15 protein-coding genes are annotated in these 15,304 nt (G+C 33.1%); 7 read left to right on the forward strand and 8 right to left on the reverse strand.

Annotation, left to right across the window (positions count from 1 at the left end; translation table 11 throughout):
• Window positions 1–151: 151 nt before the first annotated feature.
• A complete protein-coding gene (locus KO515_RS04310) occupies window positions 152–1,072 on the reverse strand; it encodes a YeiH family protein (RefSeq protein WP_215935151.1) in 921 nt (306 codons plus the stop codon).
• A 73-nt stretch (window positions 1,073–1,145) separates the two neighbouring features.
• Window positions 1,146–2,030: a LysR family transcriptional regulator gene (locus KO515_RS04315; protein ID WP_215935152.1), complete on the reverse strand. Its 885-nt coding sequence runs from the start codon at window positions 2,028–2,030 to the stop codon at window positions 1,146–1,148.
• Window positions 2,031–2,159: 129 nt separating this feature from the next.
• Between KO515_RS04315 and KO515_RS04320 the strand changes: the two genes are divergently transcribed.
• Window positions 2,160–2,813: a DUF6090 family protein gene (locus tag KO515_RS04320; protein WP_215935153.1), complete on the forward strand. Its 654-nt coding sequence runs from the start codon at window positions 2,160–2,162 to the stop codon at window positions 2,811–2,813.
• 92 nt (window positions 2,814–2,905) lie between these two features.
• Here KO515_RS04320 and KO515_RS04325 read toward each other — a convergent pair whose 3' ends face one another.
• The 5 genes from KO515_RS04325 to xrtF all read right to left on the reverse strand — a co-directional run bounded on the left by KO515_RS04325 (window position 2,906) and on the right by xrtF (window position 7,136).
• Window positions 2,906–3,277 (reverse strand): heavy-metal-associated domain-containing protein, encoded by a 372-nt coding sequence (locus KO515_RS04325; RefSeq protein WP_215935154.1) that lies wholly within the window; start codon window positions 3,275–3,277, stop codon window positions 2,906–2,908.
• 111 nt (window positions 3,278–3,388) lie between these two features.
• Entirely contained in the window at window positions 3,389–5,626 is a 2,238-nt protein-coding gene (locus tag KO515_RS04330) for a TonB-dependent receptor (RefSeq protein WP_215935155.1), read from the reverse strand.
• Window positions 5,627–5,699: 73 nt separating this feature from the next.
• A complete protein-coding gene (locus tag KO515_RS04335) occupies window positions 5,700–6,113 on the reverse strand; it encodes an HYC_CC_PP family protein (protein ID WP_215935156.1) in 414 nt (137 codons plus the stop codon).
• A 50-nt stretch (window positions 6,114–6,163) separates the two neighbouring features.
• The gene (locus tag KO515_RS04340) at window positions 6,164–6,592 is read right to left on the reverse strand and encodes an exosortase F system-associated membrane protein (RefSeq protein ID WP_215935157.1); all 429 of its coding nucleotides are present in this window, start codon (window positions 6,590–6,592) and stop codon (window positions 6,164–6,166) included.
• Window positions 6,585–7,136, reverse strand: a complete 552-nt coding sequence (gene xrtF, locus KO515_RS04345) for an exosortase family protein XrtF (protein ID WP_215935158.1) — start codon at window positions 7,134–7,136, stop codon at window positions 6,585–6,587. Before xrtF ends, KO515_RS04340 begins: the two co-directional genes overlap by 8 nt.
• 92 nt (window positions 7,137–7,228) lie before the next feature.
• Between xrtF and KO515_RS04350 the strand changes: the two genes are divergently transcribed.
• Window positions 7,229–7,687, forward strand: coding sequence for a GAF domain-containing protein (locus tag KO515_RS04350; RefSeq protein WP_215935159.1), 459 nt, complete (start codon window positions 7,229–7,231; stop codon window positions 7,685–7,687).
• A 165-nt stretch (window positions 7,688–7,852) separates the two neighbouring features.
• Here KO515_RS04350 and KO515_RS04355 read toward each other — a convergent pair whose 3' ends face one another.
• Window positions 7,853–9,106, reverse strand: coding sequence for an ABC transporter permease (locus KO515_RS04355; protein WP_215935160.1), 1,254 nt, complete (start codon window positions 9,104–9,106; stop codon window positions 7,853–7,855).
• A gap of 144 nt (window positions 9,107–9,250) precedes the next feature.
• Here KO515_RS04355 and purH point away from each other — a divergent pair, with 144 nt between their 5' ends.
• From purH to mrdA, 5 genes are all read left to right on the forward strand, one after another.
• A complete protein-coding gene (purH, locus tag KO515_RS04360; protein ID WP_215935161.1) occupies window positions 9,251–10,780 on the forward strand; it encodes a bifunctional phosphoribosylaminoimidazolecarboxamide formyltransferase/IMP cyclohydrolase in 1,530 nt (509 codons plus the stop codon).
• A gap of 224 nt (window positions 10,781–11,004) precedes the next feature.
• A complete protein-coding gene (locus KO515_RS04365) occupies window positions 11,005–12,033 on the forward strand; it encodes a rod shape-determining protein (RefSeq protein ID WP_092444594.1) in 1,029 nt (342 codons plus the stop codon).
• A 10-nt stretch (window positions 12,034–12,043) separates the two neighbouring features.
• Entirely contained in the window at window positions 12,044–12,865 is an 822-nt protein-coding gene (gene mreC / locus KO515_RS04370) for a rod shape-determining protein MreC (RefSeq protein WP_215935162.1), read from the forward strand.
• Window positions 12,858–13,364, forward strand: coding sequence for a rod shape-determining protein MreD (mreD, locus tag KO515_RS04375; protein WP_215935163.1), 507 nt, complete (start codon window positions 12,858–12,860; stop codon window positions 13,362–13,364). Before mreC ends, mreD begins: the two co-directional genes overlap by 8 nt.
• Window positions 13,361–15,301 carry a penicillin-binding protein 2 gene (gene mrdA, locus KO515_RS04380; protein ID WP_215935164.1) on the forward strand — a complete coding sequence of 647 codons (1,941 nt, stop codon included), beginning with the start codon at window positions 13,361–13,363 and terminating at the stop codon, window positions 15,299–15,301. The genes mreD and mrdA overlap by 4 nt, the downstream gene beginning before the upstream one ends.
• Window positions 15,302–15,304: the final 3 nt, after the last annotated feature.

The following is a 15,304-nucleotide window of genomic DNA, read 5'->3' on the forward strand; positions in this document are numbered from 1 at the left end:
TTATGAACTTAGAGTGTTATAAATTAAAGCCTCTGATGAAAATCAGAGGCTTTGTTATTATTATACATAGACAACTAAAGCAAGCATATACTTTCAATAAATAAAACCTGGACAATAGTGTGCTATTTATAACCTAAGACAAAAAATCATCTCAATTCATAATATAAATTAATGCGAAAATTGAGATAAAAATCCACAATGAAGTTGCTAAAATAATCGGTTGAACACCTGAAGATTTTAAGTCTTTAATTGAAATGGTTGAACCTACCAGAAACAATGTCGCAATTAGTAAACGCTTAGACAAGATCACAATAAAACTCGTAGTTGTCTCAGGTAAAATATGGTAGCTATTAATTATAATCGCTCCTATAAATAAAATAATAAAATAAGGGATTTTAATTTTTTCCCCCTTAGTCTTAAAGAGAAACATTGAAAAAATTGACAACGGAATAATCCATAAGGTTCTCGATAACTTTACCGTTGTTGCTATTCTTAAAGCCTCATCTCCATATCCTATTGCAGCTCCAACCACAGAACTGGTATCATGTATAGCCACAGCGCACCATAATCCAAATTGCTCTTGTGTTAAGTTTAGGAAATGCCCTACTACAGGAAATACAAATAAAGCAATGGAGTTTAGTAGAAATACAATGCCTAACGCTATACTTATCGTTTTACTTTTCGCCTTTATCACTGGTGAGATTGCTGCTATTGCGCTACCGCCACAAATAGCAGTTCCTGAAGTAATGAGGTGACCTAATTTTAAATCTACTTGTAGTGCTCTTGTTAATAAAAATCCTACCCCAACTGTTAATAGAATTGAAAATGCTGTTAAACCCAAACCTTCCTTACTTGTTTCTAAGGTTTCATTAATTAACATTCCAAAACCTAAACCGATAACAGACAGTTTCAATAGGTAATTTATAGCTTTATGACTGAACGATTGAAATGGATTTTTAAAAACAAAGGTAAACGCAAATCCTAAGATCAATGCTGTAGGACTATTCAACCACCCTAAAAGCGCCAATAGAATTAAGAAAACGTAAATTATTTTTGAAAAACAAACTTTCATACCCGTTAGTATTTGATACAAAAGTAACCTTAAGAAATAACTATTTAGGAAATTAAAGTGTTATCAACTATAACTAAAAGTTATAATTGTTTCTAATAAAGTTTTCGAAAAACACCATATTACTAGATTGGTAGCCAGTCCGCTTCACAAAGTAAAACCATCGCTCTATATTTAAATCTTTGATGTCAATTATTTTCAATTTATTTTGAATTAAATCGGCATTCACAGCACTTATTGACAGTAATGCAAAATGATCTGAATGGTATAAGTAATTTTTTATAGCCTCCGTACTACTCAAAGATACAACAGCATTCAATGCTTTAATCTCATTTTCCTTCAAGAACTCATCGATTACAGCTTTAGTTCCGGATCCTTTTTCGCGTTCAATTATTGGAATGGATTGTAACGTTTCTACATCGATTACACCCTTTTTAAATGCACTATTATTAGCGTTAGTCACTAAAACAATTTCATCTTTTATAAATTTTTCAAAGTGTAATTTAGAATTATTCGTTCGGCCTTCCGTGATACCAAAATCAATATCTTCATTCAAAATCAAATTCTCTATACTAGATGAGTTATCACTTATAATTTCAAATTTTGTTTGTGGAAATTGAATCCGAAATTTAGCAATTACTCGTGGTATAATATAGTTTGAGAGCGTTGTACTCACTCCGAAACTCACATTATCAGGAAAAATTTCTTTCTTATGAAGGAACTGTTCATCCATCTCATCATAAATCGCTAATATCTTATTCACATACAAAAGAAATGCTTTTCCTTCCTCGGTAAGGACTATTGAATTACGTTTTCTAACAAAAAATGTGGTTTTGTACGCTTCTTCTAAATTCTTTATAGACTTTGAAATGGCAGGTTGAGAAATAAACAATTGCTCAGCGGCACGCGTAAAACTAAGATGCTTCGCAACGATTTTAAATATATGTAATTTAGTTTTCATGAGCTATATTCCTTTAAAAAAATAAGACTACCAAAGATATGTTTTACTATTTAAAGCAAAATAAAAGCTAACACCTTATTATTACCATAAATTTCATAGCTTTAAACATCTAATAAACTTAAAATACTAATGGCTAAAACGACTTGGAAATATACGTTAAGAGAAATTATCATTGTTATAATAGGTATTTCTATTGCCTTTAGCATGAACAAATGCGCTGAAAACGCAAAAGATAACAAGCTTAAAACGCAATATCTTACCAACCTTAAAAGTGATATAGAAGCAGATAAGGCTCACCTTCAAAAAAATATTGAAGCCATCAACAACAAACTAGAATTGTGTTCAAAGATTATTCCTGTGTTGAACTCTGGTACAGATCAAGATATGCAATTGTTGTATAATATTTTTGAAATTGTGAAATACGAGAATTTCAGTCCAAAAAGTACTACTTATAAAACTTTAATTCATTCTGGAGATTTAAAATTGATCGAAGATTTTAAGTTAAAAACGACTATACAACAACATTACTCTAATTATGACGAACTGGCTGATGTTTATGTGAGACACACAAGCTTAATAAAAGATTATCTAGGTAACTATTTAGTGAACCACTCCGATTATGACCAAATCCAAAAGGGTAATTCGCCATTTTTGGATGAAATTAAATTAAAGAATATCGTTAGAGCTTTACTAACAACATTTAATGATAAAAAAGAAGCGACAAAATTGGGACTAGACAGTTGTGATCATCTTATTGCTGAAATTGATACAGCATTAGAGTGAAACTTGCTATAACTAATTAAAGAGGCTTCATGGCGTTCCGAAGACACCAATACAAAAAAAAGCCTGAATCAACATTCAGGCTTTTTTTTATTTTATTTTCCGTCTTTCTTTTCAGCTTTATGATCGTCTTGTACAGCTTCATCTCTATATCTACAACATGGATGTACTGAATTGTACTGCTCCTCTGTAGCTTTAATTTCTTTGGTATCATGACCAACGGCAGCTACATTTTTAGAAATTGTGTTCACATCAGTTTTACGTTCATCAAAAATGAGTTTTAACTCATGCGTATCTACATTCCAAACGGCAGATTTTACACCTTTAGTTCTAATGGCTGCTTTCTCTATACGCTCCTTACACATTCCACAAACTCCATCAACTTCGAGGTTAGCTTTTTTATTTTTGTCTTGTGCAAATGTGATTGTTGTTAGTAACAACGTAAACATTAAAATTACTTTTTTCATCTTGCTTTGTTTTATTAATTCTAAACTTATTTCAGAATCGGTTAGTTTCTATTCTATGTATGACGTCAATCGAAGACTTTTTGTAAGTCATATCTATGACGGTTTTATTTGTTACTTCATTCTAAATCGTAAACCTCCGTAATACATACTACCATAAATTGGACCATATACAAAATTACTATCAAAATTTGAACCAAATGGATTGTCTGCACTTAAAACAGGATTATCTTGACGCACATTAGTCACATTTTCTCCTCCTAAATATACTTCAAATTTTGGAGAAAACACCTTAGTGACTTGCAGGTTTAACGTTGCTACGGTTGGAGTTTCATCTGGCAATTGATATGCTACAGCACTTAAATCCGTACTTGGAAAGCGTTGCGCACTCAACCAATTGTAAGTTGCATCAAATTTCCACTGGCTATTATTTTTAACTTCAGTTTCATAAGACGCATTTGCAAATAAACGATGCTTAGGTACTAATGGTTTTTCTAATTTACCTGAGTCTTTATAATCGGTTTGAATATCGTAATACTTATAAGCCATTCGTAAATCAAAATGCTCAAAAGCGTTATAATTAAATTCAAACTGAAAACTATTAGCATAGCTATCTCCTTCCAAATTATAAAAATTAACTTCATAAGGATTCTCCCAATCGACCACCACTTGATTTTGAAAGTCCGTTCTATAAAAGTCAAACGTTACATCCGCTTTTCTATCAAACAGATTAAACCCTTGCAAATAACTAACTCCGTAATTCCATGCAATTTCTGGATCTAACCCATAGATTTCACCACCAGAATTGGCAATATTTATCTGTCTAGAACTCGCAAACATATTCTGATTTTCCGCGAAAATATTAGCACTACGCTTTCCCCTTCCAACTGAAAATCTTAATGCTGATTTTTCCCACGGTGTATAACGCAAATGAAAACGAGGTGTCACAAAAAAGCCCAATTTATTATGCTGATCTACACGCACACCTGCCGTCATCGTTAACTTATCTAAGTTATCATAAGCGTATTCAAAAAAGCCCCCAACCGCGTTTTCTGTGCGCTCGTACGTATCTGTATTAACTAATTCATCGTAATGATCGTAAGTAAAGCTTAACCCTGTTTTTACCTTATGACGAGAATCTGAAATTATGGTATTATAAACCAAATTGGAATAAAAACTATTGTGCTGAATATCATACACATTTAACCCAAAATAAGAATCTTGTTCATGATGACTAAAAGCTGTTTGAAAGCCCAAACTTTGATATGGAATCTCTGGGTTCACATACCCTAGTTTAGTGGTGACTTCAAACCGTTCTGTATTCATCTCACTGCCCCAAAAACTTGTAGTACCTTTATCTGTATCAGGATCAAAATCGACTTGACCTGCTTGTTTTTCATCATTTAAGTATCGTAAATTAATAAAACTTACAACTCCTTTTTCTGGATTGGTGTATTGCCAACGGTTCATCACATTAATTTGTTGGTACAACGGCATATCCAAAAAACCATCATCGTTAACATCATGTTTTTCTTGATGTGAATTACCATGCAAGTATAAACCTGTACTCCACTTATCAGAAACTTTGGTATTAAAATGCGTATTCAATTCTAAACGTTCACTTGAAGCTCCATAAAGATTCACAAACAATTTATCATCAGTTGTAGGCTTTACCAATTCTGTATTGATTTGTCCCGCAATACTTTCAAAACCATTAACCACACTACCTGTTCCTTTTGTAATTTGAATACTTTCTACCCATGTACCTGGAATAAAACTAAGACCAAAGGCTTGAGATGCTCCACGAATAGCAGGAATATTCTCCGTCGCAATTAAAATATAAGGGGTCGTTAAACCCAACATTTTAATTTGTCGTGTTCCAGAGACGGCATCCGCAAAATTGACATCTATGGATGGATTGGTTTCAAAGCTCTCAGCTAAATTACAACAGGCTGCTTTTAGAAGTTCATCGCTAGTCACGGTAAATGTATTTGAAGCTTGCAAATACGATTTTCGTGTGGCCTGTTTACGAGAAGTAATTTCTACAGCATCTAACTCATCACTAGCTTGGAGCACATGTTTAATATATTTGTTTTCGTTTACTCTAATTGTATCGGTTTTAAAACCTACATAACTTATTACTAATGCGTTATACGAGAACTTATACGGCAGTGTAAACGTTCCATCATCTGCAGTAATTGCTCCTACAGATGAACCTAACCAATAGACATTTGCGCCAAATAACGGCATTTCTTTTCCGCTGCTTGTTTCCAAAACAACGCCTTTTAATTGATCTTGTGCAGATAATATCAACGACAAGAACATAAAATTTATAACTAAATATTTTTTCATTTATTTGATTTTCAGATATAACTAACTGCACATAAAAATGTGCATCCTTTTTACTCTAAGGGCTATAACTGAATCAAATAAGGTAAACTTCATCCAGAAGATGGATGTCCTTTACTACTGCAGGAGGTACGTAATCTTTATGAGGAATAACCAAGTTTGGCAGACCTTCAAATAGATTGATATATGAATAACTATACGCTATTAATACGTGTTGGTGAATAACATCTAAATCTTCAAATGAATTGAGAGTCGTTTCAGACAAACCTTCAATAACATCAATCTCATCTTTACAACAGCTCATTTTTCTGATACTTGCTTCCTCAACTTGGGCAAGATCATCTGAGCACTTTTCAGTTTCAGTAAAAATAGCAACATCAATTAAAGTATCTCCACAAAAGTGCTTCTCTATCGTTAATGATAGTGTAGAAAACAATATCAAGAATGATAAGGTAACAGAAAAAACTTTATGTGTGTATGAAAATTTCACGATGCAAAGCTACAAAATTATTGAATTGAGAACATAGAATTATTAAACTATTAACGATTCAGCTTATAATAATAGAAGGCTGGCAAAAGAAGAATTAAGCCAATAGGCTGAATTAAAAACCTCCTAATATTGAAAAACAAATAGTAATCTTCTTGCTTAGGATTTATAACGAAATATAGAAAAGGAATTAGCAATAAAACATAAGCCACTGAAAAAACTAATACAGAAAACTTGATTATACTCTTATCCTTAAAAATGAGATATAAAATACCTAAAGATATAGCTGTATTTAAAACAAATCGTATGGTCGTAAACAAAACAAGCTTAGCAATTTCACGTCTTGGACTATCCAAGTATAAGTAGTCATTTTCAAAAAATGTTAGATACGGATCGTAAAACAGCACATTTTCATACGCTCTAATGAGAACTAAAAGCACAATTAAAAGTGCAACTAATATGTATGTGATTACTTTATTCATTCGACTTTAAATTTTTAGAAAATCGATTGACCCAAACCATCCAAAGCAGAAAAACAGTACCATAAATTAACATAGGAAAAATTACGGTATGCAAAATTTCCCGTCTCCATGGGTAATGATAAAGTCCCACTGCTAAAATCACAATCCGAATTAAATTGAACGCATAAATAATAATACTACCAGCTAAACCATATAATAATGTGGTTTTAAACTTGCCTGCAAATGCGACTAAAAATGATAAAAACAATATAATTACACTTGCAGCATTACACCCCTCAATAACCCGTGCTACATACTTTCCGTTGATAATAATCTTCATCGAAGGTTCATTAGGATGCGGAGCAATGCTCGCATCATACCCCAAACCATTTATTATAGCCTCTGTTTGTATGGAGACTAAATTGGTTAAATAATCCGGATAAAACTTAGAACCATCAGATACATTTAAATAGAGATTATAACCAATAGTTAAAATACCATATACAGCCAAAAAAGTGACTATAAAACGAATAACAGATTTATATTTTACTAAAAGCGTCTTCAAAAATCCTTAATGTTAGTTTGATGTTAAATTTATAAAATCCGCATTTTAAAACAGTGTATTTTAGATACTTTTGCAAAAAGTTTTTTACATCTATGAATTTACACGACTTAAAACCTGAAATAAAATCTATTGTTACACAAGACAACCTTAGTGTTGACGATCGCTTATTAAAGATTTGCGAAACTCTCGAAGCAAATATAAGTTATTATAATTGGGTTGGTTTTTACTTTAAAAACGGAGATAAAGACGAATTAAAATTAGGGCCTTATATTGGCGAGCCAACCGATCACACTATAATTCCATTTGGAAAAGGTATTTGTGGCCAAGTGGCTATAAGCAACCAGAATTTTGTAGTTGCGGATGTGGCTGCTCAAGATAATTATATTGCATGTAGTATTACAGTTAAGGCAGAAATTGTGATTCCTATCTTTTTAAACAATGAAAACATAGGTCAAATAGATATTGATTCTAATACTCCAGATCCTTTTACTGAAGAAGACGAACGATTTTTAGAGTTTGTTTGTAAAGAGGTGGCATCAATTCTTTCTTAAATTTCAAAAATTTAAACCTAATTTCTAAAAAAAGGTCGATCGGAATTATTTGTATAACTATTTACTTAGTAGACAAAAAGTCAATTTGTTTTAAATTGTAACTTTTCATTGAGACTTGAGATTTTTTTTAATTTGAAATTGAGTCCTGATTTTTGGGCAGAGATTTTACATTCCAGTCCTAATCGCTTCCACAGGATCTAATCGTGACGCTGATAATGCAGGAATCAGTCCTGAAATTAAGCCTATGATTGAAGATATAAAAAAGCCAAGAAGCATATTTTGAATTGATAGCACAAACTCAAAATCTTCAGTAAAGCTACTCCCTATTAAAGTTCCTATCCACACTAAAAATAGACCAACTAAACCTCCCACAACAGCGAGAATTACGGCTTCAAACAAAAATTGAAATAAAATAAATTTATTTTTAGCGCCAAGTGATTTCTGAATTCCAATAAGATTCGTTCGTTCTTTAACGCTTACAAACATAATATTGGCAATTCCAAAACCACCAACTAAAAGCGAAAACCCACTGATAACCCACCCAATGACATTTAAGGTTCCAATAATTGCATCAACCAAATCTTGTAGCCCAGACATTACCCGAATGAAAAATGTATTTATTTCATCTGGTTTCAATCCTCTTTTATTACGGATTATCTGAGTAATCTCAGCCTCCAAACCTTCTATATCTGCGTCTGGTTTTGGTTTCACTATAACAACATATTTAATATATGGATTATTATCACCGTACCGGTTTCTCACATAATTAGCTGGAATAAATATTGAAATATCATTACTATCTCCAAACAAGCCTGAACCTTCTTTTTTAACCACTCCTATAACCGTAAACTTCTGACCGTATAATCGTACTTTTTTACCAATAGGTTCTAATTCACCAAATAGGGATTTTGCTATTTCTGAACCAATGACTATAACAGGTCGACCAGAATTAGATTCAGATTCGTTATAAAAACGGCCTTTTTCAAATTGCATAACTTGTATATCAATAAAATCATGAGACACAACAACCGTATTTACACTACTGACTAATTCTGATTCGTATCTTATATTTTCGCGCTTAACAAATAACTGTAACGCTACATGTTCAGCGTCTTTTGCCGAAGCCTGAATACTTTTAAATTCATTAAAGGAGACCTCATCAAATGTTTCTCTCTGCCAACGAGGCACATCTGTTGGCCCAAATGGCATACTTGAGATATACATGGTATTACTATCTAAAGAACTTAATTGCCCTTGAATAGTTCTGTCTAGCGAATCGACTGCTGCTAGCACTGCGATGATTGAAAATATCCCAACTGTTACACCTAAAAGCGACAAGAATGTCCTGAGTTTGTTAGTCCGAAGCGCATTTACAGCAAATGAAAAACTCTCTTTAAGTAAACGTAAATAGACCAGCATGCATGGATTGTTTTATAACATTTTAAAGATATGACGTTTTCAACAATATATTGTTACAAAAAACTTAAAGAAACCAGTTTTTCCATCAAGATTTTCTTTTTGAATATGCGTATTTTTGCACCATCTAAAACACAACACAACATTATGAGCAACAAAACCATTTCATCGGCACTAATTTCGGTATTTAGTAAGGATGGATTAGCACCAATTGTAAAAAAACTAAACGACCTCAACGTTACGATTTATTCCACAGGAGGTACAGAAAAATTTATTAAAGATTTGGGTATCGACGTGGTACCTGTAGAAGATGTAACCTCTTACCCATCAATTCTTGGCGGACGTGTAAAGACCTTACACCCTAAAGTTTTTGGTGGCATTTTAAATCGTCAGAACCACGAAGGTGATGTTGCTGAATTAAAAGAATTTGAAATTCCACAAATTGATGTTGTCATTGTCGATTTATATCCTTTCGAAAAAACTGTGGCTTCAGGTGCAAGTAACCAAGATATTATTGAAAAAATTGATATCGGAGGCATTTCTTTAATTAGAGCTGCGGCCAAAAACTATGCAGATGTCACTTGCGTGTCTTCAGTTGATGATTATGCTGAATTTTTAGACTTATTAGAAACTAAAAACGGAAAGACCTCTGAGGAGGATAGAAAACAATTTGCTGCAAAAGCATTTAATGTATCATCACATTATGATTCTGCTATTTTTAATTACTTCAACAAAAATCAAGAGATACCATCTCTAAAAATTTCGGAAAATAACGGTAAAATTTTAAGATATGGGGAAAACCCACATCAAAAAGGATTTTTCTTCGGTGATTTTGATGAAATTTTTACAAAACTACACGGTAAAGAATTAAGCTATAATAACCTTTTAGATGTTGATGCTGCCGTTAACTTAATGTTAGAATTTAAAAACGATGCACCAACCTTTGCCGTTTTAAAACATAACAATGCTTGTGGATTAGCACAACGCGACACATTACATCAAGCATATGTAGACGCCTTAGCCGGAGACCCGGTTTCTGCTTTCGGTGGAGTTCTAATTAGTAATTCTGAAATTGATGTCGCTACTGCGGAGGAAATTCACAAATTATTTTGTGAAGTGGTGATTGCACCTTCTTTTTCACCTGAAGCTTTAGAAATCTTAAAAGGAAAGAAAAACAGAATTCTTTTAATTTTAAAAGATATTGAAATGCCGCAAACCAACGTTAGAAGTTGTTTGAATGGTGTGTTAGTTCAAGACAGAAATAACATTACAGATACACTTGAAGGTTTAAAACCTGTAACAACTAAAACAGCGACAACTGAAGAGCTAGACGATTTAATATTTGCTTCAAAAATTTGCAAACACACAAAATCTAATACCATAGTACTTGTTAAGGGCAAACAATTGTGTGCCAGTGGTACCGGACAAACAAGTCGTGTTGATGCCTTAAATCAAGCCATTCACAAAGCCCAATCATTTAATTTCGATTTAAAAGGTTCGGTTATGGCTAGTGATGCCTTTTTTCCGTTTCCAGATTGCGTAGAAATTGCTGATAATGCTGGAATTACAGCTGTAATTCAACCAGGAGGCTCTATAAAAGATCAACTCAGTATTGATTATTGCAATGAAAATAATATAGCTATGGTAATGACAGGTACGCGTCATTTTAAACATTAAAAATTAAATTTCTAAACCCAAAATACGGATGCTAATCATCTTTATTTTGGGTTCTTTTTTTTTACCAAAGTTCTTATCTACTTTATTTTAATCGCGAAGCCAAAGAAAAAAGAAAAAAAGTTTAGCAATAAACATCTTTAAACATATTAATAACGTATATTTTACTACTTTTACAGATAGTCTTAAAAATAAGACACGAACAACCCAATAATTAAGAATAGCACATGGGATTTTTTGATTTCTTAACGGAAGAAATAGCCATAGATTTAGGAACCGCAAATACACTGATAATACATAACGACAAAGTTGTTGTTGACAATCCATCGATAGTAGCAAGAGACCGCATAAGCGGAAAAATCATAGCCGTTGGTAAAGAAGCCAACATGATGCAAGGAAAAACACACGAAAACATTAAAACGATTCGCCCATTAAAAGATGGTGTAATTGCAGATTTTGATGCTTCCGAGCAGATGATTAGTATGTTTATTAAAAACATTCCTGCATTGAAAAAGAAGTTTTTCAATCCAGCATTACGAATGGTTGTTTGTATTCCTTCTGGAATTACCGAAGTAGAAATGCGAGCGGTAAAAGAATCTTGTGAGCGTGTTAATGGTAAAGAGGTGTATTTAATACATGAACCAATGGCCGCAGCAATTGGTATTGGTGTAGATATTATGCAGCCCAAAGGTAATATGATTGTTGATATTGGAGGAGGTACCACTGAAATTGCTGTCATTGCACTTGGAGGTATTGTTTGTGATAAATCGGTAAAAGTTGCTGGTGATGTATTTACTAACGACATTATCTATTACATGAGAACGCAGCATAACTTATATGTTGGAGATCGAACGGCTGAAAAAATAAAAATTCAAATTGGTGCAGCTACTGAAGACTTAGAATTACCTCCAGAAGACATGAGTGTTCAAGGTCGTGATTTGTTAACCGGAAAACCAAAACAAGTTCAGATTTCATTCCGTGAAATTGCAAAAGCTTTAGATAAATCTATTTTACGTATTGAAGATTCTGTAATGGAAACGTTATCTCAAACTCCGCCAGAATTAGCTGCAGATATATATAATACCGGAATCTATTTAGCCGGTGGAGGTTCAATGTTAAGAGGTCTTGATAAAAGATTATCTCAAAAAACTGATTTACCAGTATATATTGCGGAAGATCCATTAAGAGCTGTAGTAAGAGGAACAGGTATTGTACTTAAAAACTTACCTAAATACAAAAGCGTATTGATTAAATAAGCCATAAATAATGCAACAAATTTTAAATTTTGTTATACGAAACAAAACATTTCTGTTGTTTTTATTGCTTTTTAGTATTGCCTTAGCTTTAACAATTCAATCGCATTCTTATCACAGGAGTAAATTCATAAATTCAGCCAATTTTCTAACTGGAGGTGTTTATGGTACTATGAATTCTGTAGACCAATATTTTGATTTAAAGACTAAAAACAATATTCTCTCTCAAGAAAACCAACGTTTAAGAGAGCAATTACTTAATAGTCACGCTACAGCAGATTCGTCATATATAGATAGTACATTTTCACAAGAAAGCTATAGAGTAACTGTTGCAGATGTTTATAAAAACAGTTATTCTTCAACTAATAATTATTTGACTTTAAACAAAGGTAAAAACGATAGTATAAAACGAGATTTTGGAGTTATTACCTCAAATGGAATCATTGGTATAATCGACAATACTTCTAATAAATATGCTACCGCATTATCTATCTTGAATGTAAAAAGTAAAATTAATGCTAAAATTAAGTCCACAAATCATATTGGGTCTCTTACATGGGATGGCAAATCCCCTGCGTTTGTTCAATTAGATGATGTATCGCAATTTGCACCAGTAAAAGTTGGAGATACCATTGAAACAGGTGGTGAATCATCAATTTTCCCAAAAGGAATTGGTATTGGCACCATTATTAGTTTTGAAAGTGATATAAGTGGAGATACATATACCATTCAAGTAAAATTGTTTAATGATATGACCAATGTAGGAACTGTTTATATCATAGAAAATTTAGATCGCACTGAAATTAGTCTCTTAGAACAAAGAAATAATGAATAGTGTAGCAGGTATAAATAGCGTTCGGTTTATTTTACTATTACTACTACAAGTGGTAATATGTAATCATATTGATTTTTTAGGTTATATCAATCCTTATATCTATATCATTTTTATTTTCTTATTTCCTATTCGCGAAGAGCGATTAGTATTGTTACTCATCAGCTTCCTATTAGGTATGCTAGTAGATATGTTCTCAGATTCTGGTGGAGTGCACGCTGCCGCAGCCGTTAGCTTGGCTTACGCTAGACCTGTATTGCTAAAAAGCTCATTCGGTATGTTATACGAACATCAAAGTATAAAGTTTAGCACTACTGATATTGGCAGTTTAATCGCTTATATTTCTTTAGGGACCGTAATTCATCATTTTATACTGTTCTCATTAGAAATTTTTAACATTTCCAACATACTTTTAGTATTAAAAAAGACGTTATTTTCTAGTATCTTCACAACACTACTTAGTGTATTGATTATAATTCTTTTTAGCCGAAACCGAAAATGAGAAAACTACTACTTTTAACAACCGTGATACTTGTTGGTCTCGTTTTTATTGCGCGTTTATTTTATCTTCAAGTTTATGACAATACGGTCTATAATATTTTTGAAGACAACGCTATACGAAAAGAGTACAATTACCCTAAGCGTGGCTATGTATATGACCGAAACGGAAAATTATTAGTTGCCAACCAACCCTCTTACGATGTTATGGTTATTCCGAGAGAGGTTACACCATTAGATTCGCTAGAGATTGAAGAATTCTGTAGTCTCTTAAAAATCACAAGAGAAGATTACGATAAAAAGCTAGAAAGAGCAACCCATTATTCTCCAAGATTACCTTCACCATTTGTGCCTCAACTTTCGAAAAAAGATTATGCAGTACTTCAAGAAAAAATGAGAAAATATGAAGGCTTTTATATTCAAAAACGATCGCTTAGATCGTATCAAACAACTATTGGAGCCAATGTTTTAGGAGATATTAGCGAAGTTAATCGGTCCATAATTTCCAAGCATCCTTATTATAAACTTGGTGACCTTATAGGTAATCAAGGAATTGAAAAAACTTACGAAAACATTCTTAGAGGTGTAAAAGGTATAAAATTCATTCAAAAAGATCGGTTCAATAAAAATATTGGCCCTTTTAAAGGTGGAGTTTTAGACACCTTACCACAGCCAGGAAAAGATATAACGATAACTATAGATTCTAATCTTCAGGCCTATGGAGAATTATTAATGCAGCATAAACGCGGAGGAATTATTGCAATAGAACCAGGCACGGGTGAAATATTAGCAATGATTTCTGCTCCTTCTTATAATCCTAACCTACTTGTAGGGAGAGATCGTTCTAAAAACTTCTCTCAATTATATAGAGATAGCATCGCTAAACCTCTTTTTGACAGAGGATTGCAAGCTATGTACCCACCGGGTTCTCCTTTTAAAACACTCAATGCGCTTGTCGCTTTACAAGAGGGAGTTGTAACTCCAGAAGAGCGTTTTAGTTGCGCAATGGGTTACAGATATGGCAATCGTAAAATGGCTTGCCACGCACATAGAAGTCCCGTAAACCTCAATGCTGGTGTTGCACAATCTTGTAATGCCTATTTTGCAAATGTTTATAGAAGAGTAATCGATAAATATGATACTCCTGCAGAAGGTATGGATGTATGGAGCAATCATATTAAAAGTTTCGGATTGGGTGATTATTTAAACAACGATTTATCTGTTGGACAACCAGGTAAAATTCCAAGTGCACAAACTTACGATAGAGGCTATGGTAAAAACAGATGGGGAACAACCTACACTATTTCTAATTCCATTGGTCAGGGAGAAGTACTCGCAACACCAATTCAACTTGCGAATATGGCTGCAGCTATTGGTAATCGTGGCTATTATTACACTCCGCATATTGTAAAAAATATCGAAGGCGATACGATTCCTGAAAAATATACTACGCCGAAATATACCACTATAGACAAACGTCATTTTGAACCTGTTGTACAAGGTATGTTTGACGTTTATAACGAAGGCACTGCTTCCATGTTAAGAGTTCCGGGAATAGATATCTGCGGAAAAACAGGGACTGCAGAAAATTTCACCATTATTGACAGTGTTAAGACACAACTCACCGATCATTCAATTTTTGTGGCTTTTGCACCAAAAGACAATCCTAAAATAGCTATGGCAGTTTTTGTTGAAAATGGATATTTCGGAAGTCGATTTGCAGGTAGAATAGCAAGTTTAATGATTGAACAATATCTAAAAGGAGAAACAACCCGAAAAGATATGGAAAATTTTGTTTTGAAATATTCTCTTGAACATGAATATGAAAAACCGTATTCAGGCGAACCTTTTGGTATTAATAGACAATCTACACTCGATCCCGTTAGCGAAGAAGAATACCAAAATCTATTGAAACTTAGAGCTAAAATACCAAAGTCTTAAAGC

Origin of the sequence: Winogradskyella psychrotolerans, from assembly GCF_018860545.1 — a bacterium.
Taxonomy (GTDB): domain Bacteria; phylum Bacteroidota; class Bacteroidia; order Flavobacteriales; family Flavobacteriaceae; genus Winogradskyella; species Winogradskyella psychrotolerans_A.